At 28.9% G+C, this 23,633-nt stretch carries 19 protein-coding genes and 1 other RNA gene; 10 read left to right on the forward strand and 10 right to left on the reverse strand.

Annotated elements, in window-relative coordinates:
• Positions 1-10 precede the first annotated feature (10 nt).
• The 8 genes from Q8852_RS03125 to rnpB all read right to left on the reverse strand — a co-directional run bounded on the left by Q8852_RS03125 (position 11) and on the right by rnpB (position 10,699).
• On the reverse strand, positions 11-1,954 hold the full coding sequence (locus Q8852_RS03125) for an HK97 family phage prohead protease (protein WP_305937726.1): 1,944 nt from the start codon (positions 1,952-1,954) through the stop codon (positions 11-13).
• The gene (locus Q8852_RS03130; protein WP_305937727.1) at positions 1,935-3,170 is read right to left on the reverse strand and encodes a phage portal protein; all 1,236 of its coding nucleotides are present in this window, start codon (positions 3,168-3,170) and stop codon (positions 1,935-1,937) included. Before Q8852_RS03130 ends, Q8852_RS03125 begins: the two co-directional genes overlap by 20 nt.
• Before the next feature lie 40 nt (positions 3,171-3,210).
• The gene (locus Q8852_RS03135; RefSeq protein WP_305937728.1) at positions 3,211-5,046 is read right to left on the reverse strand and encodes a terminase TerL endonuclease subunit; all 1,836 of its coding nucleotides are present in this window, start codon (positions 5,044-5,046) and stop codon (positions 3,211-3,213) included.
• Positions 5,027-5,644 (reverse strand): hypothetical protein, encoded by a 618-nt coding sequence (locus tag Q8852_RS03140; RefSeq protein WP_305937729.1) that lies wholly within the window; start codon positions 5,642-5,644, stop codon positions 5,027-5,029. The genes Q8852_RS03135 and Q8852_RS03140 overlap by 20 nt, the downstream gene beginning before the upstream one ends.
• On the reverse strand, positions 5,626-6,405 hold the full coding sequence (locus Q8852_RS03145; protein WP_305937730.1) for a hypothetical protein: 780 nt from the start codon (positions 6,403-6,405) through the stop codon (positions 5,626-5,628). The genes Q8852_RS03140 and Q8852_RS03145 overlap by 19 nt, the downstream gene beginning before the upstream one ends.
• A gap of 1,120 nt (positions 6,406-7,525) precedes the next feature.
• Positions 7,526-8,134, reverse strand: coding sequence for a hypothetical protein (locus Q8852_RS03150; RefSeq protein ID WP_305937731.1), 609 nt, complete (start codon positions 8,132-8,134; stop codon positions 7,526-7,528).
• Positions 8,135-8,387: 253 nt separating this feature from the next.
• On the reverse strand, positions 8,388-10,328 hold the full coding sequence (locus Q8852_RS03155; protein WP_305937732.1) for a hypothetical protein: 1,941 nt from the start codon (positions 10,326-10,328) through the stop codon (positions 8,388-8,390).
• A gap of 88 nt (positions 10,329-10,416) precedes the next feature.
• Positions 10,417-10,699: RNase P RNA component class B (gene rnpB / locus Q8852_RS03160), an RNA gene on the reverse strand.
• Positions 10,700-10,783: 84 nt separating this feature from the next.
• Here rnpB and Q8852_RS03165 point away from each other — a divergent pair.
• Positions 10,784-14,527 (forward strand): transglutaminase domain-containing protein, encoded by a 3,744-nt coding sequence (locus tag Q8852_RS03165; protein ID WP_305937733.1) that lies wholly within the window; start codon positions 10,784-10,786, stop codon positions 14,525-14,527.
• 29 nt (positions 14,528-14,556) lie between these two features.
• Here Q8852_RS03165 and rlmD read toward each other — a convergent pair whose 3' ends face one another.
• Together rlmD and rsmD are read right to left on the reverse strand one after the other, a co-directional pair.
• Positions 14,557-15,867 (reverse strand): 23S rRNA (uracil(1939)-C(5))-methyltransferase RlmD, encoded by a 1,311-nt coding sequence (gene rlmD / locus Q8852_RS03170; RefSeq protein WP_305937734.1) that lies wholly within the window; start codon positions 15,865-15,867, stop codon positions 14,557-14,559.
• Positions 15,855-16,400 (reverse strand): 16S rRNA (guanine(966)-N(2))-methyltransferase RsmD, encoded by a 546-nt coding sequence (rsmD, locus tag Q8852_RS03175; protein WP_305937735.1) that lies wholly within the window; start codon positions 16,398-16,400, stop codon positions 15,855-15,857. Before rsmD ends, rlmD begins: the two co-directional genes overlap by 13 nt.
• 119 nt (positions 16,401-16,519) lie before the next feature.
• Here rsmD and Q8852_RS03180 point away from each other — a divergent pair, with 119 nt between their 5' ends.
• From Q8852_RS03180 to Q8852_RS03220, 9 genes are all read left to right on the forward strand, one after another.
• Positions 16,520-18,007, forward strand: a complete 1,488-nt coding sequence (locus Q8852_RS03180) for a hypothetical protein (RefSeq protein WP_305937736.1) — start codon at positions 16,520-16,522, stop codon at positions 18,005-18,007.
• Entirely contained in the window at positions 17,985-18,800 is an 816-nt protein-coding gene (locus Q8852_RS03185; RefSeq protein ID WP_305937737.1) for a hypothetical protein, read from the forward strand. The genes Q8852_RS03180 and Q8852_RS03185 overlap by 23 nt, the downstream gene beginning before the upstream one ends.
• A 55-nt stretch (positions 18,801-18,855) precedes the next feature.
• Positions 18,856-19,470, forward strand: a complete 615-nt coding sequence (gene trmB, locus Q8852_RS03190; RefSeq protein WP_305937738.1) for a tRNA (guanosine(46)-N7)-methyltransferase TrmB — start codon at positions 18,856-18,858, stop codon at positions 19,468-19,470.
• Positions 19,471-19,542: 72 nt separating this feature from the next.
• Positions 19,543-20,334 carry a hypothetical protein gene (locus Q8852_RS03195; RefSeq protein ID WP_305937739.1) on the forward strand — a complete coding sequence of 264 codons (792 nt, stop codon included), beginning with the start codon at positions 19,543-19,545 and terminating at the stop codon, positions 20,332-20,334.
• A 191-nt stretch (positions 20,335-20,525) separates the two neighbouring features.
• Complete coding sequence (locus Q8852_RS03200; RefSeq protein ID WP_305937740.1) at positions 20,526-20,834, forward strand: hypothetical protein; 309 nt, start codon at positions 20,526-20,528, stop codon at positions 20,832-20,834.
• A complete protein-coding gene (locus Q8852_RS03205) occupies positions 20,827-21,066 on the forward strand; it encodes a hypothetical protein (RefSeq protein ID WP_305937741.1) in 240 nt (79 codons plus the stop codon). Before Q8852_RS03200 ends, Q8852_RS03205 begins: the two co-directional genes overlap by 8 nt.
• Positions 21,067-21,326: 260 nt before the next feature.
• Positions 21,327-21,581 carry a hypothetical protein gene (locus tag Q8852_RS03210; RefSeq protein WP_305937742.1) on the forward strand — a complete coding sequence of 85 codons (255 nt, stop codon included), beginning with the start codon at positions 21,327-21,329 and terminating at the stop codon, positions 21,579-21,581.
• Positions 21,582-21,822: 241 nt separating this feature from the next.
• On the forward strand, positions 21,823-22,158 hold the full coding sequence (locus tag Q8852_RS03215) for a hypothetical protein (RefSeq protein ID WP_305937743.1): 336 nt from the start codon (positions 21,823-21,825) through the stop codon (positions 22,156-22,158).
• Position 22,159: 1 nt separating this feature from the next.
• The gene (locus Q8852_RS03220; RefSeq protein WP_305937744.1) at positions 22,160-23,479 is read left to right on the forward strand and encodes an MAG4530 family protein; all 1,320 of its coding nucleotides are present in this window, start codon (positions 22,160-22,162) and stop codon (positions 23,477-23,479) included.
• Positions 23,480-23,633: the final 154 nt, after the last annotated feature.

The following is a 23,633-nucleotide window of genomic DNA, read 5'->3' on the forward strand; positions in this document are numbered from 1 at the left end:
CTCCTTTCTCTTATTTTACTTCTAAAAATCTTGTATATGTAAATGGGTCTACCAATTTAACTTCGCCACGTGTTCCCACTATTGTGTAATGAATTCCGCGTGATAATCCTGTGTATGGGTCGTCTTGTGCTACTACGCTAAGTCCATAAACTAAAATTTGGTCCTTTGGTAAGAATAGTACTGCCTTGTCACCTTTGTTAAATGTTTTGACTGGGTATTTTTCAGTCACAATAATTCTCGCACCTTTGAATGTGTCGTTTTTAATGTCATATAAGTCTTTAATAAGGCTTGATGATGTATCAGTAATTAGCGATCTTTTAAGTTCAGCATAAACGTCCGGGTGCATTACAATAAAGTAATTTGCTAGTGCGTTTTCTCCGTATTGTGCTTTTAATTCAGTAGCTACTCCGTCAATGTCAGCGAATGTAATTTTGTTAGTTTCTTTTGTAAGTCTTTTAGCTTCAGCTGTTGCTCCACCTGTATAAGTTTCAGCGTTAAATGTTGTGGCTGCGTGTTTATAAATATCAGCATAAAGCCCTTTTCTTACGCTTTCAAGAATTCCGTTTGTAGCGTTTTGTACTTGTGCGGAAATCAATTGCTCAGCAAGTGTAAGGGATTCGTTTGTTGCTACTTTTACGCTTCTACGTTTTGGTGATAATGTCACTGCAAATGTACTTCCACCGAATTCAGTACTTTCCGCTGCTTCAGCAATAACTGGAACGTCTTTTTTGTCCGCTACATATACACGGGTCACAAGTGTGTCAAGTCCTGTAAGGTTTACCTTTCTTGCAAAGTCTGTAAGCTCTGGAAATACTGCTTCTCACTCGGTTAAAATACCCGATTCGGTAAATGTTTCAACTACTGCAAGTCCCTTAAGGTTAGTAGTTCCGTCAAGTGCTCTTTTATTAATGTTTTCAAGTACTACGTCCCCTTGGGCTGCTGTAAGTCCGACTTGCTTTTTATCTTCTTCGCTTAATGCTTGGGCATTTGCTCTATATAAAGCATCTAGCTCGTCTTGGTTTAATTTTTTGTTTCTTCTAATTTTATTTTTAATTTCTTTTAAGTCCACTGGCTCTCCTTTTGTTGTTAGTGTTTCAAGTACTGCACGAGTAATTTCGTTATGTTGCTCGTCGTTTACTGTTTCTCTTTGTTGCTGTTCTTGTTGTTCTTGTAATTTTTTAAAGTTTTCCACTGTTTGTTCTATTGTTTGTCTAATTTCTCTAAACTCATTCACCATTTCTTGAAATTGTGGTGTTTGTTCTTCTTGGGGTTGTGGTTCTTGTCTTGTTTCTTGTTCTTGTGTTTCTTCGGTTGGTTTAATAATTTGCTCTTGTGTATTTTGTTCCACTGGTTCTCCTTTGTCTATATGTTTAATATATTCGTCATTTAAAAACTCGTTATCCTTGTTATATGCTCGGCACTTGTCTTGGCTGTAAAACCCTTCATAGACTGGGTCTATGCTTATAAGTTTGGCTTTTTTGTGTATTACTTCAAGGGCGATGCCGTCTTGTTGTTCACTGGGTTTATAGCTTTTGTACTCGGTTTCTATAGGTTGAAAAATGAAGCTATTGCTTGTAATTACTCCTTGCTGTATTAGGTCCGCTGTTTTCTTGGATAATTTGTCGTTTTCATCAACTTTAAGAACAGCAATTATGGTGCTACCGTCTTTTCTTACTTCCATTGTTTTATTTTTGGTACTTGCTAATAAATGCTCTATGCTTATTTTATGGTCCAAGTAGCTATTAAGTTCTAGCTCATTAATAGGTTTCTCAAAATCAAAACAATTAAGGTCTATCTTTTCTCGGTATTTCTTATCTTCATAAAGTGGGTAAGCTGGGCTTCAGCTATCCAGCTCTATTGTTAGCTCAATTTTTCTCCCTTGTTTTTCTTGCTCTTGAAGGACTGGTTTTTGTCTTGCTGTTATATATACATATTTATTTTTTATTTCCGCCAATATCTACCTCCTTTCCGTCCTTATTTGGTTGTGTGTTTAGTATGTTAACCGGTGTTAGAGTTCCGTTAGCAAGTAGCGTGTCTCCGTCTTTGTGTTTAGGTAATCCAATTAGCTCTCTTACTTCGTTTGGTGTTATATAGCCGTTATTTACTCCACTTGCAGCGAACTCTTGGAGCGCTTTTAAATCAATGCTTAAAAGGTCCATAATTTTATAGCTTATTTCGTCGCTTAATTTGTCGCATAAAGCATAAGTCAGGCGCTGTGTGATATTAATTAAAAGTGGCTTAAGGCTGTTATCAATATAAGCTCGGTTAAGCTCGCTGGAGCTGTTGTATTTGTTTGGGTCGTCGTATCCTAGTTTTGCCGGTGGTATTCCTAAACAAGATGCGAACTCTCTTCCGATGCTGTTTCTTGTTTGAAAATCTATCCGCCCGCTTACGCTTTGCATTGCGTTTCCGAAGTCTCACTTCTCGTCAATAACTACCGCAAAACGTCCTTCTCTTTTTTGCATTTCTAGCATTTCTTGCATCGCTTTGTTTGCTTGTTCTCTTTGTCTTATATCAGTCGCGTTATTAATTTTTAAAAACATAGAATAGCTAAAATCATTTTTAATTGCATTCAACATAGCAAGCTCGTTTTCTCTTACTTTTGATATGGTGCTTTTAAAAAGTTGCCTAAAGCTGGTGTCTTCTATACCGCTTATAATTTCATAGTCAATTCATATAATACTGCGAGGCGGTATTTTGTAGCTTTTAGAATTGTCCGTTTTCTTTAGTGTGATGCTTCCGTCATCATTCTTATTTACGAACGACGGGTGGATTGGTATTAGTTGTCTTATTTTGTCGTTATTATCTCGTTCAATTAAAATGGGGCTGTGTCCGTGAATTAATAAGTTTCATATAAGTACTTTTTTAAACTCTCACGGGGTAAGGTTTTCACAAGGTCGTTTATTTAATAAAAAAGTTATATCATTCTCCACTAGTTGGCGGTTGTTGTCTTTTGTTATTATGTACTGGAATGTAACCTTTGCTATGTCATTTGCTATCATTTGAAAAGCTCGTACCGCACTGGAATAAGTAAGTAGCTCCACCGGTGTTAGCGTTTGTATCAGCTTGGATTCACTGTTTCAATTTAAGGAAGTAGAAAAACGCTCATAAGTATTACTCTTATAAGCACTCTTTGGTTTAAAAATTTTTAAAAATCAATTATCACGCATAACGACCGCCTAAATTTTTAAGGTTTCCGTTATATCGCATTTAATTAATCAATTCATAGAAACTGGTTTTTTCTTTGTTTTCGTTAAATTGATATCTATACGCAGCGCTATTTAGCATAGCCATTGCTAGGTCTATTCTCCGGTACTGGCTTATTTTCTTAATAAAATAGTTCCCATTGCTCGTTTCTTTTATACTTACATTTAACAGGTGGTTAATAATTAGCTCATTATCGTCCACGATGTAAATTTTCCGCATTCTTATCTTACGGTCCAGCTCTTTAAATACCGGCGTAAGTCACACCCCTTGTTTAACCGCTATAAGCTGGTCTTCGCTAAAAATATTCTCGTCCAGTAAGTACCTTTTTACAATATTGAAGCACCAGCTATCATATAACAATATTATACCGTAATTATTATCTTTTATGCTTTTAATAACATTTTTTATTATCTTATAGTCTACCACTTCACCAGGTGTTAAACTCATTCAGCCTTTTTGCTCTCAATAGCGGTAAGGCACATGATCGATGTCTTCCTTGCGTTGTATATTGCTCTCGGGTAAAAAGCCCTGTCCCTTGAAAACTCAGATCGGGTCTCCGTCGTCTTGTGGTATTTCTCAATGTACTATAAGCCCGGTCACGTCGTGCACACTTGATAAGTCCAGCCCCAGTAGTGGTTGTAAGTCTTTGAAATTGTTTTCTATGTATGGTTTTACAATATTCTCATTTGCTCTTTGGTTCTCCATGATATCGAACATACTAAAATAGCTGGATGCATTATTTACTCACATTCCGAGACGTTTAATTTTAAACTCCACCTCTTGGGCGTTGCTGGTTATTTGGTGGAACTCGCTTTTTAAGTCTTTAAGGCTTACGGTGATATCTAGTCCCGGATTGGCTTTTTTTCATAATTCGGGCTTATCCCAGCTTTCGTAGTCTTCTTCGTCTAGCTCCGCACAAAATAGAAAAATATTAGCGTTTTCATGTAATGTTGCTGGATTCTTAATTTGTTGCTCTAGGAATGTTTTATAAGCTTGTTCTCTATAGTAGCACACGGAGTCCGTCTTTGTCCCTTTAGTTGTATCATACACCACAATAAAATTTTTACGGCTGGTGTTTTTAGCATACATAGCACTATTTACCATAGTGTCATCCTTGTGTAGGTGGTACTCGGTCAGCACTACCATTGATGGGTTCTTTCCTTCGAGCGCTGCTGTATCAAAACTCAGTGCCTTAATTTGTCCCCTTTTCTTGCTTAATATTCTAATGGTATTTGCTTTTTGATAATGTTTAGCAAGTTTGGGACTCTTTCATATGTAGTTCAGCGCTATTTCATAAGGTATCCGGCTGGATTCTCTTGTAGCACCAGCAAAATATACCTCGGGGTTTCCGTCTCTTAATAACCCCATACTTACACACAGTGCGATCATAGCCCAATAACTGCTTTTTCACTGCTTACGTGCTTCTATGTCAAAAATTTCACTAGTTAAATAATCGCTCGGATCGTTTCTATTTACTCAACAAAATACGAACCCGGACATAAACTTTCTAAAGTCAGTAAAAACGAACGGAGCTCCGGTTTGTGGAATTATTATTTTGCTCGCATACGAATTTATAGCTTTGTAATTAGTTAAGTCAAAAACATAATTAAAGTCCGGATCGTGTTTTTGTTTATATAGAAAAAGCAAGTGTCGAGCACACTGGTAAAACACCATTTTTGAAGCTAGTATTTTAAGCGGGTCGCTTTGTTCTCTATATGCTACATTATAAGCGTACTGGGTTGGCTCGTCTAATTCTTCGTACTTTCAGCGTTTTACTTCATTAATTACATTTTTTCAATACGAATCAAAAACTAGCAAGCTATTTAAAGTTAAAGTCATCGTCTTCTTCGTCTTCGTTGCTTTTTGCTAGTATGCTTTTAAGCTTCTCGCTGGTAAGTTGTAAAGATAGATTCGCCTGGATATGCTCTATTATGGTTTTATAACTATTTTCTAGTTCATTATTCCGGCTTATAATTTTCCCTTGCTCGTCGAGTATATAGCCTTCATTAGAATTTTCTAAAATATATAGCTCTTTTTCGTGTTCTTTTATTTGTGTATTAATTTGGTTTATTAATTTAATACTTTTCTCAATTCATTTTTTGTTGTTGTCATAAAATATTACCTCACTCACTTTGTCGGGTGTAAGGTTTTCAATAAATGATGGGGTTACAAGCTTCTTTTCACTCTCTAAACGGTGCTCTAGAGTTTTAATTTGTTGTTTCTTGTCCTTAATTAGCTTTTTAATGCTGTTTAAACGCTTTGGCTTTATTTCCTTAATAAAATATTCATTTAAGGCATTTATGTTGTTTATATTGCTTATTTTCTCGTCAATAACTCCGAGCATTAAAAAGTTGCTTAAGTCGTCTCACTGTATTTGTCCGTTTTGTTCTAATTCCTTTTTTAATTTTGTTATTTGTTTTATATTTTTCATAATCATAGATATTTCGACTCCTTAAGGTCGTCATTACTCTTTAAATGGTAAGTCTCTCTTAAAATTTCTAAATATCGATTGCATATTTTAATAAGTTTATTAATAATGTTGTTATTTGCTCCACGGTAAATTGATAAATAAGGGGTTATCTCCTTTCAAAATAGCTCCTTAATAACGAACTGGGCATTTTCTCCATATAATAGAATTAAATAACTTATAATGCGCATACTTTTTAGAATGCTCGGGAATTTTAAATTTAATCGTTCATTATTCTTTTTTAAAAGTTGCGGTGTTTTATTTGAAAATTTAAAATCGTAAAAAGTAGCAATCATCTCTAATGCGAATTCATCGTAGTGTAATGTACTCCGCAATGTTGTATTTTCTTGCTTCATATAAGTAACCACAGCTTTAAATAATGCTCTATTTATTAGACTGCTGTTTTCTTGTGTGAAAATTATTCTAAATTTTAGGTCCTTGTTGTCTTTATATTGCTGTGTAAAATGTTTACGACCATAAAGGTACATTGCTCACTCGTTTTCGTACCTTGTTAGGCTTTCTATATTTTTTAGGTTCAACTGTTTAAAATATTCCTTCAATGATTCAGCTTCTTTTCTTTCGGGTATTCTTAAAAAATATTTCTTATTACAATTTTCTTTTAATTTTTCAATTCATATAGATTCAATTTGATAAAGTGCCGAGTCCATAAAAAATTCAAAAATACGGTCTTGCACTTCTTCTTTGGTTTTGTCTTTTTCTTTGATTCTCATATCTCTATTATATCGTCGTTTATAATGTTAAAAAGTTTTAATTTAAAAATTTATATAAGTGTTTAAAAAAATCTATATTTTTTTGAGTGTTTGTTTCAACTCCTTACTAAATAATACTCTATTTTACCCCCTTTTTATATATATTTTTTTAATAAGTTATATATAATACTAAAATAAATAATATATATTAACATATATAAAAAGTATATAAATACCATATAAAACAATAGAAAAAGGAGCATTTTTAGGGAAAAGCGGTAAAAATAGCAATGTAAAAAACTTTTATAATATAAAAAATTAGCAAGTTTGGTACTATTTTGCTAAAATGCTATTCCTTAAAACTTTTTTACAGCACTTTTTTAAAAATTAAAGCGATAAACGCCCCTAAAAATTTAAAATAATAAAATCCTAATTTTAAAAAAAAACACACAGAAAGGGCAGGGAGTGGGGCTAAATCGTAGATCCCTATTTTTTCGCTTACCCCCCTATACCTAACTCCACTCCATGACCTCTCCAACCCCACAACTCATACCACCACAACCACAACAAACGACCACAGCACAATACAACCACCCCTCCACAATTAAAACCACCTGAAGAACCTAAAACCTTAACCACAAAGCACCACCGCCCCCCGTACATAATAAGCATACAAAAAGGCAGCTTGCGCTGCCTAGAGTGAATCGGTTGGTTTGTGTGTCTATTTAATAAAGATATTAATGTGTCAATATGCTATTTAGAAATAAAAGTACCTGATATTTTTGTATTTGCGATATAAGCGAACAACATAAGGTTTATAATTGTAATTTTTACACTAGAAAGGACTCATAACGAACATAATATATTAATATGGAAATACTTAAATATAGAAGAAGCCTGGAAAAAGAAAGCATTTCATTAATTTATTAATTTGTATTTATTTAAAAGGATATGCTATTATATGTTATTTAACTGTGGTGCAATTCCTTATGTTGTTCATTATTATTATATTATTTTGTAAAGGCACGATATAATAATAAAAATAATTTATTAAAATTTAAAAAGTTTTTAAAAAAAATTAAAAAAATAACTTGACTAAATTTTATTATGTGTTATAATTATTACAGATTAAGCTAAAGGCTTAAAACATTCCTAAAATTTGTAAGTTTAATCATTTAAAATCATCTGCTGTAACTTTTTCTCCGATAGCATCAAGTAATCTTTCAGTTTCTGAAATTTTACCTGCTTGATATGTTAAAGTAACTTCTTGTTTTGTATTATCTTGTTTATTAGTTAATTCAACCTTAACTAATATTTCACCACTTTCATTATTCGCTTCCTGTGAGATAACGTTAGCATCATATGTTGAAGCTGAATTATTTGTAAGTTCTAATTCAGGTTGATAAAGTGAAGTTATAAAACCTGCTGTAAATTTAGTTAAATCATCTTTTGTTAAAGTTTTATATTTCTTAACGTGTGATGAATCTTCATTTATATGTTTTCATTGTTTTACTACAACATTTTTATTAACTTCAGCTAATGTAGCTGGGGCTTCTGGTGTTTTTGAAACTTCATCAGGTGCTATTTCATTTGTTGTATTTGAATTATTTGTATTGTTATTTGTGGTTGGTTTTTGGTCAGATTCTTTCTTTTCTTTTGTATCTTCTGAATTACATGATACAGCCACAATAGGAAGTAAACTTGCTCCTAATCCAAGTGGTAATAATAAAAGTTTTGATAATTTTTTCATAATTCTCCTTAAAAATTTTGTTTTCAGTATTAACACTTCTTGCAAGTTGTGTGGAGAAATTATACTCATAAAACTTTAAAAATCCAAAAGAATTTTTTGCTCAAAATCTTGAATTTTTCCGCTTTTAACTTGAAATAAGTACTAAAAGTATTTGAAAAAAATTAAATTTTTTCTCGGTACTTTTTTAAGGAAATATTCCACATTAATTTGTTAATTTTTATTATTAAAAAGCTACCGAATTTGGTAGCACTTTTTAACCTTTAAATTGTGTGAAATAATAAGTAGAAATTAATGAAAGCAACTCTTCGCTAACACCTTTAATAGCTTTATGATCAATTCCTAAAGCTTCGTTATTTTCTATCTCATAGATGTAAATAGCTTTTTGATCTACTTGATTATCTGAAATAAAGTAATTTCTCTTAATAAAGTTATAATCTAAATACATTGGAGGTGTATAGTTAACAAAATCAAAGTTAACTAAGTTACCATATTTTTCTTTTAAGTCATTCTCAAAAGCAGGAGCACTTAAATCAACATGGTTAACTAAATTAATAATATTATCTTTTAAGTTATTTAAATCACTATCTCCAAACATCTCTTGAGCATTTTGTTTAAAAATATTTAAGATATTTTCTTTTTGGAAAATGTTTTGTTCAACAAAAGCATCATATTGTGATAATAATGAAATATCATCTAATGTTTTTTCATATAAATTAAGAAGACCTTCTTTTAAATCATTATATTCTCTAACATCTTTAAAATATTTTTCTAACACATAAAATAAGTAGTGTTGGTAAATTTTTAAGCTGTAATGTTTATAAGCTGTGTTTAAAGATTCTTTAAACTCAACCTTACCATTATTCATTTTCATTTCACTTATCATAAAAGCAATGTTTTGTAAGAAGCTTGAAGTAATAGCTTGATATAACTTAGTTTCGTATTTATCTGAAATATCAGCTTTAACCATTACTCCATCAGTAAGTAAAACATTTTTATCAATTTTATATCCGAGTGTACTTCCATCTTTTACATCAGCATAGTTGTTTTCAGAATAATACATATCTAGCATATCACCGTTATATACTATTCCACTATCTGCTTGAGGGTAACTAGGATCTAGTACCCGAGCAATAATATTTTGCCCATCTCCATCTAGAGTAATGTGTTTTGAATCATTGACAGGGAATGAGCTTCCTTGTTTAATAACATTTCCAAATTGTAAAATTTGGTCTTTATAATTCTTTTCAGTAGAAATACCACTATATGGTTGGAATTTAAGCTTGTCACCATTAAAATCGTACCCAGAACCATATAGCATATTAGTTCTAATTGCATCAGTAATAACAAAATTACTATATCCATTTTTCTTAAGTACATTAAGTTGATTTAGAATTGAAAATTCATTAATATTAACACCATATTTTTTACTTAATTCACTCGCATTAGCTTGTAATTGTTCAAGTGTAATTTCGTTTTTATTGCCTTGAGATTTATTAGTATTATAAGCTACCATCCCATCTTGAGCAAAGTAAGGAATAAAGTATTCTCATAAGTGTTCTTGAACTTGTTTTCCGTTTTTATCAACATAAGAAAGTTGTTCATCATAACTAGCTAAATGTTCAAAAACAATAGGAGAATAAATACTTTTTAAAACCATTTCTAAATTACCTGGTTTGTTTAAGTTAAATAATATATTTCTATCAAAATACTCTTTTGCATTAGTATTAACTTCAACTATTCTTTTTTCCATTTCTTGTTTAGAAATTTTATTGTTTTTAAAATCCTCATTAATTTTCTCAATTTCTTCATCTCTGATTTTTTCAACTTGGCTCTTTGAAAGTGGGGCTAAATTAGGTTCAGCTACAGCAAAAAGCTTTTTGAAATCAATTTTTTTGATTTGGCCTTTTTTGATTAAATCAATTGCCTGGAAATCACTTCCAATTCCACCAATAGCTTTATTGTTAACTAAAGCATTAGTAAATTCGTTGATTTCATCAAATCCTTTATAGGTAAAATTTTCTTGAATTTTAGCTATATCACTAGGTGACATATAAGATTTGTAATTATAAAATGAAGGTTTAAATGGGTGTGAAACTTTATATCCTGCAAACACAAACAGAATAATTGCAATAATCGCACTTAAAGTTGCTAATATTGCGATTTTAATTTTCTGGATAGGCTTTTGTTCTTTCATAAATTTCCTTGTATTTTTTAAAATATGAGTAATTTTATTACATTATGTTAAAAAATATAAAAAAACGCTTAAAAAATTAAGCGTTTGCATCTGTAAGCCGTGTTCTGTCCTGAAAATTCAGTGCTGGTAATTTATCTAACTTATAAAAGCTCCTGATCTTAGTTCATTTCCCTTAATCAGATTCCCCTACCTAAATTTGGGTTTCTAGCTTGCGGAGTTTACCCGTTTCATATCACTCGTCTCTGTTGCACTAGTCGTCTATGGTTTCCCACATCCTAAGCTTATTTGGCTTAGCACAAACACTACCATCATCGCAGATGGTGCTAGCACGGACTTTCCTCTACATAATAATGCAGCTACCAGCTAATGCTTTTATATAATAGCATTATTTTTGAAAAATAAGCTTTTTTTTGAGTTTAAATATTTATAATTTTAATATGGAAGGATGTGAAAATATGAAAAAGTATAAAAACCTATTAATTATCGGCTCAACATTAGCTTTTTTACTACCAACAGCAACTGTTGTTGCTTGTAAAAAACCTCAAATAAATAAGCCTACTACTTCAACCACAGGAACACAAACTGATAATCCAACTGTTTCAGATAGTGGAACTCAAACTGAAAACCCTAGCAAGTCTGATAGTGGAACTCAAACTGAAAATCCAAGCAAATCAGATGGTAGTTCACAAACTGAAACTCCAAGCAAATCTGAAAACGGTACACAAACTGACAATCCTAGCAAATCAGATAGTGGAACTCAAACTGAAAACCCTTCAACTTCAGAAGGTGGAACTCAAACTCAACCAGATGTTTCGAACCCAAACGCTAGTGAGCAAAGTATTAAGCAATTACATGAAGTTTTAAACGATTTTAATGCATTAAATAATACATTTGCTACAAAAGCTTCAAAAACATTAGCAACTAGTTTTACACTGGCTTTAGATCTTACTGAAACACAATATAAAAACGCAGCTAATACTTCAGAAGTTGAAGTTCAAAAGCAAATCGCTCAAGCAAAAGCGAGTTTTAATTCATTATGTAATGATTTAATTACACAATTTTATGATAAGTTAATTAATTTACCACTTAACAATACAAAATACAGTTTAAATTTAGATGCGCTAACACAAAATAATAATGATTTAGCTCAAAACTACTTAAAAAATACTCAAGAATTCTTAAATGTAATTAGTAAATGAGAAAATCAAATTACTTTACAACAAAATAACTTCCGCATCATGCAGCAAGCTGTAGATAACATTCGTGCAGGTAATAAACTTGCTTCAAGCAACTCGCTTCCTAGATATCAAATGACTAACGCTAGCTTTCAAGGTAATTTAGGAAAATTATTAATTAAAAATGTTGCTTGGAATCAAACTCTAACTAGTTCAGATACTAAATATAATGAATTAGTATCTCAATATCAAACAGCAATTAATCGAATTAATCAAGCTTGAGCAACTGAATTAAATAATTTTGCTACTTTACAAAACAATATCAATGCGCAAATCCAAGCTACAAGCGAGAAAAAATATGAAAGCATCTCTGAAGCTTTAGGTGTACTTAAGGATCAAATTTTAGGTTTTAATCCTAACATGCTTACTTTAGGTCAATTGCAAGATTTATATGCTAACTACAATTTACAATATCAAGAAATCCTTAAAAATAAAGCAGCAATTGATGCAAATGATTCAAGTAATGAAACTAATTTTAATTGAGGTAGTGTACCACTTCCTAAAAAACCAGATGATCAAATTACCCATCAAGATTTAGTTCAAATGTGAACTGATTTAATTGCTAATAGAATTTCTACTTATACTATGGGTGATAGAAATATTTCTTCCGATCGCTTTATGAATGCTTATTGAGATTGAATTAATACTCAATGAATGAATTATCCATATTTCGGTCCTAATAGTGATACTATGAGTACTTATTTAAAAGGTTTTAAAACTAAACCAGGAATTCCACAAGGTGAAGTTAAAATGCCGGATGGTAAATATGTAGCTAATACACCACTATTAATTAATGATACTACTTGATACATTGGTGGTGGATCACTTGAAAATGCTTATGCTGCCGATTGACTCAAACCAGGAACTTCAAGAGAAAACTTACAAAGATTCTTAGAAAATGGACTTGCTAACATCAAGCAAGGTATGTCAGATTGAGATAAGGTATTTGCAATTTATAACTACATTTGTCAATATATGAATTATGGAACTAGATCTCTTTCATTTGCTGGAACTATTAATAATGGTCAAGGTGTATGTAAAGATTATGCAACTGCTTATGTATTTTTACTTAATGCAGCTGGAGTTAAAGCAATTCCTTGAAAATCAGGATTTGCCGCTGGTGCTCAACAACACATGGTAGCATGAATCTCACTTCCTGTTGATGAAAACAATAATCCTACAGCACACAGTGATAAATACTTATGATTTGATTCAGATGTAACTAATGCTGGATTAGGTGGAATTAATAAAACATATCCTAAATCTTATAATTTTAATGTTTTTAGAAATATCGTAACATCACCTGCTGCTAGTCAATTTGAAAAACAAACTACTAAATCACCTATTAGATATACTTTCAATTTATTTGAAGGTGTTCCATATAATGTACCTTGAATGAATCATACAGTAGCAGCTAATGCAAATGAATTTTATCCAGCTGAAAGCACTCTTTTAGGTTTGGGTCTTAAAAAAGATGATAGATTACCAGATTCAAACTTCTTTGCTTCAAACCTTTACTACTACAATAATGATTGATATTTTGTTTCATTAAACCACAGTGAGTTCCAAATTAACAAACAAAACTTTTTCTCAACTCAAACATTGCAAGCAGATTTAAACTTACCGTCAGAAATTAAAACTTTAATTTCTAATGCAGCTATTTATTTCTACAAAAAACTTGCAAATGTAAATTCAGCAAATGCAGTGCAATTATTTGGATATGAAGATAATTTAATATTTATCGCTAGAGATTCAGCAACTAGTTTAAGCGCTAATTCATACTTTATTATTTACAACTTAAAAACAAATAAATATCAAAAAGTATTAATCCCTAATTCAAAAAATAACGTTGTTCAAAACTTCTACATGGTAGATAATAAACTTTATTACAAATTTGTTTCAGAGCAAAACCATCATCTTATCAAAAATGATATTACTGATTTCTTAAATCAAAATCCTTATGAATTAAATTCAGGCGATTTATATAATCAAGCAATGATTAGCAAAATACTTTTAAACCTTAATCCTACCGGTAATAGTGTTTACCAATTACCTGCAGAAATTAAAAACTCTAGTCTGCAAACTTTAAATGGTTATATCCAAGCAAGTAAGAATAATAATTTAACTTCAGTTCAAGTTAAAGCTGATATTGCAAAAATTAATGAAATTAATCAGGAAGTTAAACAAATTGTAAATAAGGATGCAGGAAAATTAATTTGAATCAGAAATCTTCCTAGTGAATTCACAGACGAGAAATCAGTTTATGATGGTTATGGTATGAAATTTAACCCAATTTTAATTTCAGATCCACAACAAATTGATTACGGTAATACATCATTTAAAGCAAACCTTTATTACAGTGAGCAAAAATTACAACCTAATGAAGCTGGTTGAAAACTAATTTTAGAAAATCAATTCTATAATGATTTAAAAATCACTTCTAAAATCTTACCAAATCCAGTTGGTTACTATTATTTAGCAATATATGCTGATGGTCATGAAGATAATAAAACTATTTCAAATGTAATGCATTATACTTTAACCACAAATAGTCAAGTTATTGCTCAACCAGAAAAATTAATAGTTAACCGTGAACCTAACTCAACTAATTATGATGCAAATCAAGCAAATTGATGATTAGATCCAATTCATATTTATGGTTCATATAATGTTGGAGATACAAACGCAAAAGGAACTGTTTCATTTATATTTATCAATAAACAAGGTGAAAAGAAAGTTTTACAAACTTATAATATAGATTCAACTAATCAAAACGTTTCTGTTGATTACAGTGTTGATAACACACCGCAAAATCAAGGTATTTATTACTTAGAAACTAATTTAACTGATACAACCACAGGCATTGTTTATAAACTTTATTCTCGGATTAACTTTATCTTCTCACATGAGGATGTTGAAAACTTTAATTTCGGATTATGAGATAAACTAACCCAAATGGTATAAAAAGATCCACTTCTAAAATGAAGTGGATTTTACTTTAATTTCAAAATACATAAAGCTTCAATATGAGCTGTGTTAGGAAACATATCAAAACCTTGAATCGAAACAATTGAATAATCATTTTGTAAGAATTTTAAATCTCTTACTAAAGTTTTGACATCACAAGACATATAAATGATATTTTTGACTTTATTTTGGATAATTCAATCAATGAATTCTGAAGTTATACCACTACGTGGTGGGTCTAAAATTAAAAAGCTATTAGATAAATCTTGAATTTGTTTCTTGAAAACCTTAGCAGAATCTCCCACAAAATAATTTGCCTTGATATGATTTAATTGCGCATTGCTTTTTGCATCTATAATTGCTGAATTTACTATATCACTTCCATAAATCACTTTATTCCCTGCGACTAATTGTCCAATAGTTCCAACCCCACAATAAGCATCTAAAACTATTTCTTCATTGTGTTTATTAATATAATTTTTAATATTAGAAAATACTATTTCAGCTACTGTGGAATTAATTTGGAAAAATGAATTAATATTACAAATAAATTCTTTATCCAATAGTTGCATATAAAATGGTTTCTTAGTAAAAATATTTTGAATTTTATCTTTTTTAGATACATTAAAATCTATTAAATTATCTATTTGCTTAATTTGTTCAATTAAACCTACAGGCAAGTCATAATCAGAATGAATTTGCAATAAAGCTGATATTTCATCATTTTTATTATTTCTTAAGGTAATAGCTTCGAATAAAACAAGATTCTTAGCTTTTTTATGCGAATTTAAATATGTATTTATTACTTCAAGAATTCTGTTTAAGGTTATATTTAAGCACTCTTGGTTTTGAATAAAATTATCTGCTGCTATTAAGCTATTGCTACGGTTTTGATATTCACCTGCTTGCAATTTATTTTCATTAATAAAGAGTGGATAACGAACCTTATTGCGGTAATTTATTTCTCTAGGAGATTGGATTAAAGGTAAATAATGTTTTTCTATCTCTTCACCGAGATTTCACTTTAATAGTTTTAAGAAATATTGATTTTTAAATTCAATTTGACTTGAATAATTTAAATTTATCAATGGTGCAGAATTATAGCAAGAATATTGTATTTGCTTTCTTTGTGGTGAAACAGTTATTAATTCAACAACTGAAGCAAAAGCATATTTAGAATTAACTTGAGTTAGTTTTACTTTAGCTACTTCATTCACAAATAAATTAGGTGTAAAAATAGCATAATTTTCAAGTCTACAAGTTCCTAGTCCTTCATAGCTAATTTCACTGCAAGTTATTTGTGCAAGATCGCCAACTTGGTATTTTATTTTTGACATAAGTAATAAATTCCTATCTTTCCATATTGCTTTTCTTTATACACTTTAAGACTATCTGGTAGTGTTATATTATTGAAATCATTAGTTTCTAAAACTATTTCAAAATCTTCTTTTAATAAGTTATTTGAAACTAACTTTTCTAAACATTTTGAAACTAAATCATATTCAATAAAAGGTGCATCCATAAACACAAAATCATATTTTTGATTTGTATTATCTAAATAAATTAAAGCATCTTGAATAATTAAATTAAATTCATTAGCTTGTTTAGTTTTAGCGAAGTTTTGTTGAATAACTTTAGCTACGATTTTATTTTTTTCAATAGTATCAACTTTACCTGCACCCCGAGAAATAGCCTCAATACTTCAAGCACCTGAACCGCCAAACAAATCTAAACACGTGCTTCCAACTAATTTAAATTGTAAAGAAGAAAAAACCGCTTCTCTAACTTTATCAGTTGTTGGTCTAGTGTATTTAGCATCAGGCTGTTCAATCCTAAGTCCTTTATATTTTCCTGCAATAATTCTTAACATGTAGTTATTGTACCAAATTTGCTTTATTTTAGGCTTAATAAAGTACTTTTTGAATGAAATTTAATATATTATAATTAATATGTAAAAATTATTAAAAAACAAAGTAAAAAGGAATATTTATGAGCAAATTAAAACAATTAGTCGATATTACAAACGGTATTTCTTTAGCTGTTCAAGCTAACACACCAATAGATAACACACCTCCTGCTTATGTAATCAGGAATATTGATTTAGATAAAATTAAACCTATAGTCCCATGACAAGAAGATCCAAATATAAAATATAAATTATTAACACGTATTGCAATCGAAGATGGAGTATTCGCAGATTCTTGATTTAAATATACAGGAGTAAAATTCACAGAACAAATTGATGTTGTAAATGAGTTTATAAAATCACATAATCTATATTTTCACAGCGATGATGAAGCATATCAATTTTTTTGTAAATCTCTTTATTTCGCAATAGACAGAAGATCAATGACATTAGAAGATGAAGATCTTGCGAATTACTACATTTCAGAGTACATTAAGGATGATATAAAATTTTGGTACAATGAACATCTAATTAATTTTTATGATGAAGATAGATTAAAAGGTTATATCCCTACATTTTTGAAAAAAAATTTAGCTGAATTAAAAGAAGCTACAGATTTTATAAAAGAGTATAAGAAAACTGGAAAAAATTTAATATATATGGAACATTCAAACAGGTTCGTAAAAAAAGCAGCGAACTGACACAGAGTGCAAAATGAGTTAGAAAAAGAAAGACTCAAAAATGATTTTATAAATTATGTTTCTAATTCTTCTAAAAAAATTAAAAATCAGTACACAAAAATAGCTGAATTTTTAAAAAGTTATTACGATAAATTTGAATCTCTTGCAAACGGTAGAATTTCAACATCAGTTCTATCTTGATTAGTATCAATTGGTTGAGGAATCGTGGACGTATTTAGTGGTGGTTCGGTATCCTTACAGTTAACATTATCTCTCACTGAATCAATTTGTTCAACAATTAGTGCTGTTGAGCTAAAAAATACAGCCAATGATATTTGGGATAAATACGAAGTTATTAATAAAGCATTACCTTATTTAGAGGACCTAGAACCTTTATTTGATGTAAATAATCTACAAGATCTTTATGAAAAAAGTTCAAAGATAAAAGGATTAGAAAATTTAATCACTTCTGAAATAGATAATAAAATTAAAAAAACTGAATTAGCTGCTGACTTAGTTGATTTTTTCACAGGTATTAAAGAAAAAATAGCTTTTTTCATCGCTAAAAAGCACGTACAAATATCAAAAATAATCTTCAAAGGTACTCCTTTCCTAAAAGGAATTCTAGAAGCTGAGTCTATAATTGGTAAAGGAGAATTAGTATCTAAAAACCTATTTAAGATAAGAAATTTACTTAATAAAAATATAGGTGAGGCATTTTCTAATTCAATAAGAAAATTAATGGAAGTTTTAGACGTTTCTAAAAATACAGCATTATTAGCAAACCTATCAAGTATGGCTAATACCATAGTTTCTGTTGTAAATATTTCATTAGATGCTGCAGAGTTAAATTTTAGAGAGGCATTTAATGAGCAAATTCCAGAAATTTAGATGATATTGACTCCCTGCTTGAGCACCATACATTATTGGTTTATTATTATTTCCATTAATTATTTCAATTTATGCTTATAAACTCACAGATAAAAATACATATTTTGTTATTACAATTATTTTTTCAATCATTGTTTCTTTAGCATTTGTATCTCATTTAGTTAATTGATTATTTAACTTTAAGCATATTTTTAAAATTAATAGTGCTGTATATGAATATAATGAAAAACAAATGATAAAACAGCACCCATTTTGAAAGCCTTTAAGATTTATGTTCAATATTTTTCTTGGTATGGGTGAATTTGATCCACATCTTTCAATGCAAGATTCATTTTTTAGTATGCAAAAATGAGAAGGGAAAGACTCATCACAATTAGATGATTATTTAAAATATAAAGATTACAAAAATTGTAAAAAATTATATTGACTTGCTTACATTCTTCCATTTCTATTTGGTCTAGGTACAAGTATTATAATTTCTGAGCCTTATACCGTTCATGGTATAGGTTATAAATTATTTGGGGCTTGAATTTTCGCTCCTATGTGCGGTATTTCTGGTCCTCTTATTTTTATAACTTGTATCGTATATGGATATATGGCTTGTTGAATGACTGAAATAGTATTAAATCGAATTCCGGACTTAGATCCAAAACAGAAATTAAAACTATACCAAAGCGCACATATTCACAATAAAAGTTATTCTTATTATCAAAAAACAATTAATAGTCAAAAATTTAAACAATTTATTCAAAAACAAAAGACTGCTCAGAATTCTAACGACAGCACAAATTAAGTGCTGTTTTTATATGTTTTCTTTAGAAATAAAAAATATCCATTATAATAATCACATGAGACTTAGATTTGACAAAAATGCTGAAGCAAACTTAAATGCTTCACCTTATTTAATAAAAGAATTCCCTTATCATTTAGAAGTAAATGATGTTTTAGAAATTGGTGCAGGTAAGGGAGAAATGATTGCTCAATTAGCTGCTTTAAACCCACAAATTAAATATATTGCCTTTGAAAAATATCCAACAGTAGCTAACAAAATTCTTAAGAAAATAAATGAAATGAATTTAAACAATCTTTTCATTGTAACTAAAGATGCAGCTAATTTAAATGAAATTTTTTCAGGTAACATTGATACAATTTGATTAACATTTTCTGATCCATGACCTAAAAATGCGCATGAAAAAAGAAGATTAACCTATAAAACATTTTTAGAACAATATGCTGCGCTACTTTCACCAGAAGGTAAATTATATTTCAAAACAGATAACGATAAGTTATTTGATTATTCTTTAGAATCATTGAATTTAAATAATTGAGAAGTTATCGATTTTACAAGAGATTTGCATGCTTCAAAATATAATGCAAACAATATCCAAACCGGATATGAACAAAAATGATCTGCTAAAGGAAAAAATATTAATTTTTTAATCGCAAAACCTAAATCCAAATAGTTTGGATTGTTTTTTTAACTATGAAATAGGAGTAAAATGAAATCACTTAACCAGATTTCTAATAATAATTAGATGCCTAAATTATGAATATTTAAATGATATTGAATTCCGACTTTTTGTGAGTTCTTTATCGGAGTTTTATTATCTCCATTAATCATGACCACTGCTGCTTATATATGCACTTATTCCCAATATTGACAAAAAGTTTCAATAATACTTGGAAGTATTTTAGGTTTTTTTGCTTTAGTGCACATTGTAAACTGAATCTTTGAATATAAGTTAATTTTTAAAATAGATAATGTCAAATATGAATTTAGCAAAAAGAATTCACATATGAAACATCCTTTTTGAAAACCAATAAAATGAGTTACTAATATTTTTATTGGAATAGGAACTATAAACCCTGCTGCCGATGTTGAAATAGAAGAACTAAAAAGAGAAATGTGAGATGATATTGATATTGGATTATTCACACTTTTTCTTGAATATAAGGAAGCTAAAAATATAAAAATTTTATATTGGAGTTGTTGATTTTATCCTTCTTTCCTAGGCTTTTCATTATCTTCATTAATATCAGTTGGATTTTTACTTCTTGGATCGTATTTAATTTCAATTATCCCGCTATACATTTCTGTTCCCATAATTACAATTTCTGTTCCAGGTTTAATTCTTAGCGGAATATATTATGTAAATATGTCAAATTGAATGTCTGAAATAGCTATTAATAGAGCTGTCGATTTAGATGATAAAACAAAGCTAGAATATTATCGTTCAGTTTATTCCACAAAATCTAAACCCACCGAATACTTAGAAACTATCAGAAGTAAAAAGTTTTGAGATTATGTTAGAAATAGAAATAAATAATTTAACAATTTATTTTAATACCCACAAGTGCTGTGGGTATTTTTTGCTCCTTAATTTAAGTAGTTTTACAAATAAATACAAAATTAAAACATCGGTTTCCTACTAATTAGTAAGATTCCGATGTTTTTTCGTCTCCTTAATGTAAAATAAGTGTGTAAATTCAAAAATACTAAAGGAGACACTATTATTATATGCTATCAAACGCAAAACATTACCAAAATAATTTAATTTGTTTGAAATTTAGAGCTAAATCTAGAAATTCAAAATACTCAACTGAATTTACAACTCGTTATAGTCATTACGTCTTAAGACCGTATTTAGATAAATCAAAACTTAAGATGTTAAATACTAAAATTCAAAATATCAAACAGTATTCACCTAGAGAATTTACAATAGAAAAAATGAAAGATTTGTTCAATAAATTAAAAGATGAATGAAGTCTTTTAGAGATTTCAAGACAAATGTTTTGAGATGAAAATTCTAACTTTAACAATGGATAATGGTTTAGAAAATTCTGAACTTCATAAAGTAAAATCCATAAAAGAATTTTATGTATGTGACCCTTATTCTTCATGACAAAAAGGAAGTTTAGAAAACGCACATAAAGAGATTAGAAAGATTATTCCAAAAGGTTATGAACCACAGTTTATTTGTGAAAATTTCATATTCGAGTTAATTGATTCAATTAATAAAGATAAGCAAATAATTACTTTGAAAATAGTCAATATCTAGTTAGAATTTCACCATTTGAATTATTTAAAAATTACACAAAAATTTAAAAAAAAATTGGCTCAAAAAATAAGCCAAAACGACCCTGTCGTGTATTTTAACATACCCATTTTTTAAAAACTTGATAAAATTTAAAAAGAATTTTCACATTTTATGAAATTACACATTAAGTAGAAAGCCAATCTTTTAATTAATCGTACAAATTTTAGGGTTCATTGCATTATAAGAAGATATAATTATTTTATATATAAATGGAGAAATGTATGACAAATTTAGAAATATTAAATTATTTTAAACTTGATAAAAAATATGAATTTATCTTAGAACAAAATAAGAACTTAAAAGATGAAATTTTAGATTATATTGAACATTTAAAATTAGATAGTTCTGATATAGGAAACATTTTATATTTAGCAGACATTAGACAATCAATTGAAACAGATTTGAAATCATTTTTAATTTTCTCATATATTACACTACAAGAATTTCATACAATAGTAAATAAAATGGGATTATAAATAATTTTGTGTAAATTTATTTTAAACTGGAAATGATAATCCAGATACCCGCAAGTGCTGTGGGTATTTTTACTGCTTAATTTAAGTATGTTTACAAATAAATCCATAATTAATTCATTGTCAAAAAATTAATTTTTCTATATTTTTTTGCCTAAAATTTAACTTTATCATTTGTGGAAACCTTGACTTATATTTTTATAAGAGTATAATCAAAGTATAACAAAGAAAAAGAGGCAACAAAATGACAATACAAAATATTGAATACAATCAAAAAATCAATGAATACAGCACAGACTCAGGCATTGATGTAAATTCTTTAATCGAATACATTAAAAATCAAATCGATGATTTAAAATACTACGAAGAAAACATCCTAAATGTCCGGCATTCTTCAGATATAAATTCAAGGGCTGATTATAATATTTCTGATGAAGAATATAAAAAACAACTTGATATTGCAAAATATGTTTCTAATAATGAATGAAATAGCATTCAGAAACAATTTATAACATGAGTAAAAAATATCTTTGATTATCAAAATCGCTTAAAATACATAAACACTAACAGAGGCTACTAATATGTTTTTATATAAAAATGATTTATCTTATTTTAATAACAAGTACATAAATGATATTAGACTAAAAGTCAATAAAACAGTGTTAATTGTTTTTGCTATTATTTCTTATTTTATAACCGTTTTTCTCGCATCTAGAATTGTAATAATTCCAATTTTAATGCATGAGCAACCTGAAGGTTATAAATTTTATCTAATATTTTTAATTGTTATTGTTTGCCTTGAAATTATTTCTATTTATTGCAATATAACACTTTCATTGCTGTGAGCTATATTAAGCTTTAAAAATGACACAAATTCAATTAAGATAGAGAAATTATTGATAGCTTATAGTGCATTAACCTTGAGATATTCATTGATTAAAAAAATCAAATTAAGTGAATGTAACTTAGACAAACAAACTATCAAATTTCTTAAAATCTTAAATTACAACAATTACATAATAAGAGGTTCAATTTGTATAGACTTATTAACAAATAGCAACCACAGAAAAATAAATGATATAGATTTAATTAATAAAAATAAAATAAATCCACCACTTAAAAAAGTGAATTCAGCTGTTATTAAAACTCTATATAGTGATGATATTGTTTATAAAGGTTCATATTATGGAACAGAATTTGAGGCTATAAATTCAGCATTTATCACAAATGAAGCTATCACAAAAGGAAAAGGATTAATATTTGCTAATTCTTATTCTTCATTAACAAGCAAAATGACACAACTTATAGCTCTTGAAGTATGTTCTAAGCTTAAGGATCAAAACAAATCATCAAACACTAAAAATGATATTTTATATCTTCTAAAGAATGATTTACATTTAAAAGAATTAGATGAATATAAAATTAAATACTTCTTCACTCAAGCATTAATTTCTAATTACTTTGTATCATTTTATTTCAATTTAATTAATTGAGATAACTATAAAAGCAAAAATTGAATGAATGATTTCATTAACCATCTTGAAAATGATGAATTACGCTCGTTATTTGAAATAATCTGTATTCCTGAGATATCACAGCTTTACTCAACGATTACTTATTGTTTAGAAAATAAAATTAAAGTCTTTGAATTATATAATTCCTTTAACAAATGTGATATTAAAATCAATAGCATATTGCAAGAATTTCCTAATTATGATGATTTTATTAAAGTTTATAAAGATTTAAATTTCAATAATTCAGCTATTGATAGCATTTGAAAACAAATGATAAATACTTGTGATGCTAATAGCTTCGATCTGCGTGTATTAATGCTAATTCAATTGCATGATTATAGACTAAATTGTGTGTCTGAAGCTTGTTTTTATAATCGAATTCCCTAAATTATAATACAATGCTATTTCACGTTTTTATAAATACTCTTGTCCGCTCAATTTTTCGTGATTTTTAAGCTAATTAAAGTAACAAAAATTTATGTGTTCTCACACTTCTACGGGAACACTTTTCTTTTCATATTTTTTGAACATATTTAACCCC

This window comes from Mycoplasma seminis, from assembly GCF_030718845.1.
Classification (GTDB): Bacteria; Bacillota_I; Bacilli_A; order Mycoplasmatales; family Metamycoplasmataceae; genus Mycoplasmopsis; species Mycoplasmopsis seminis.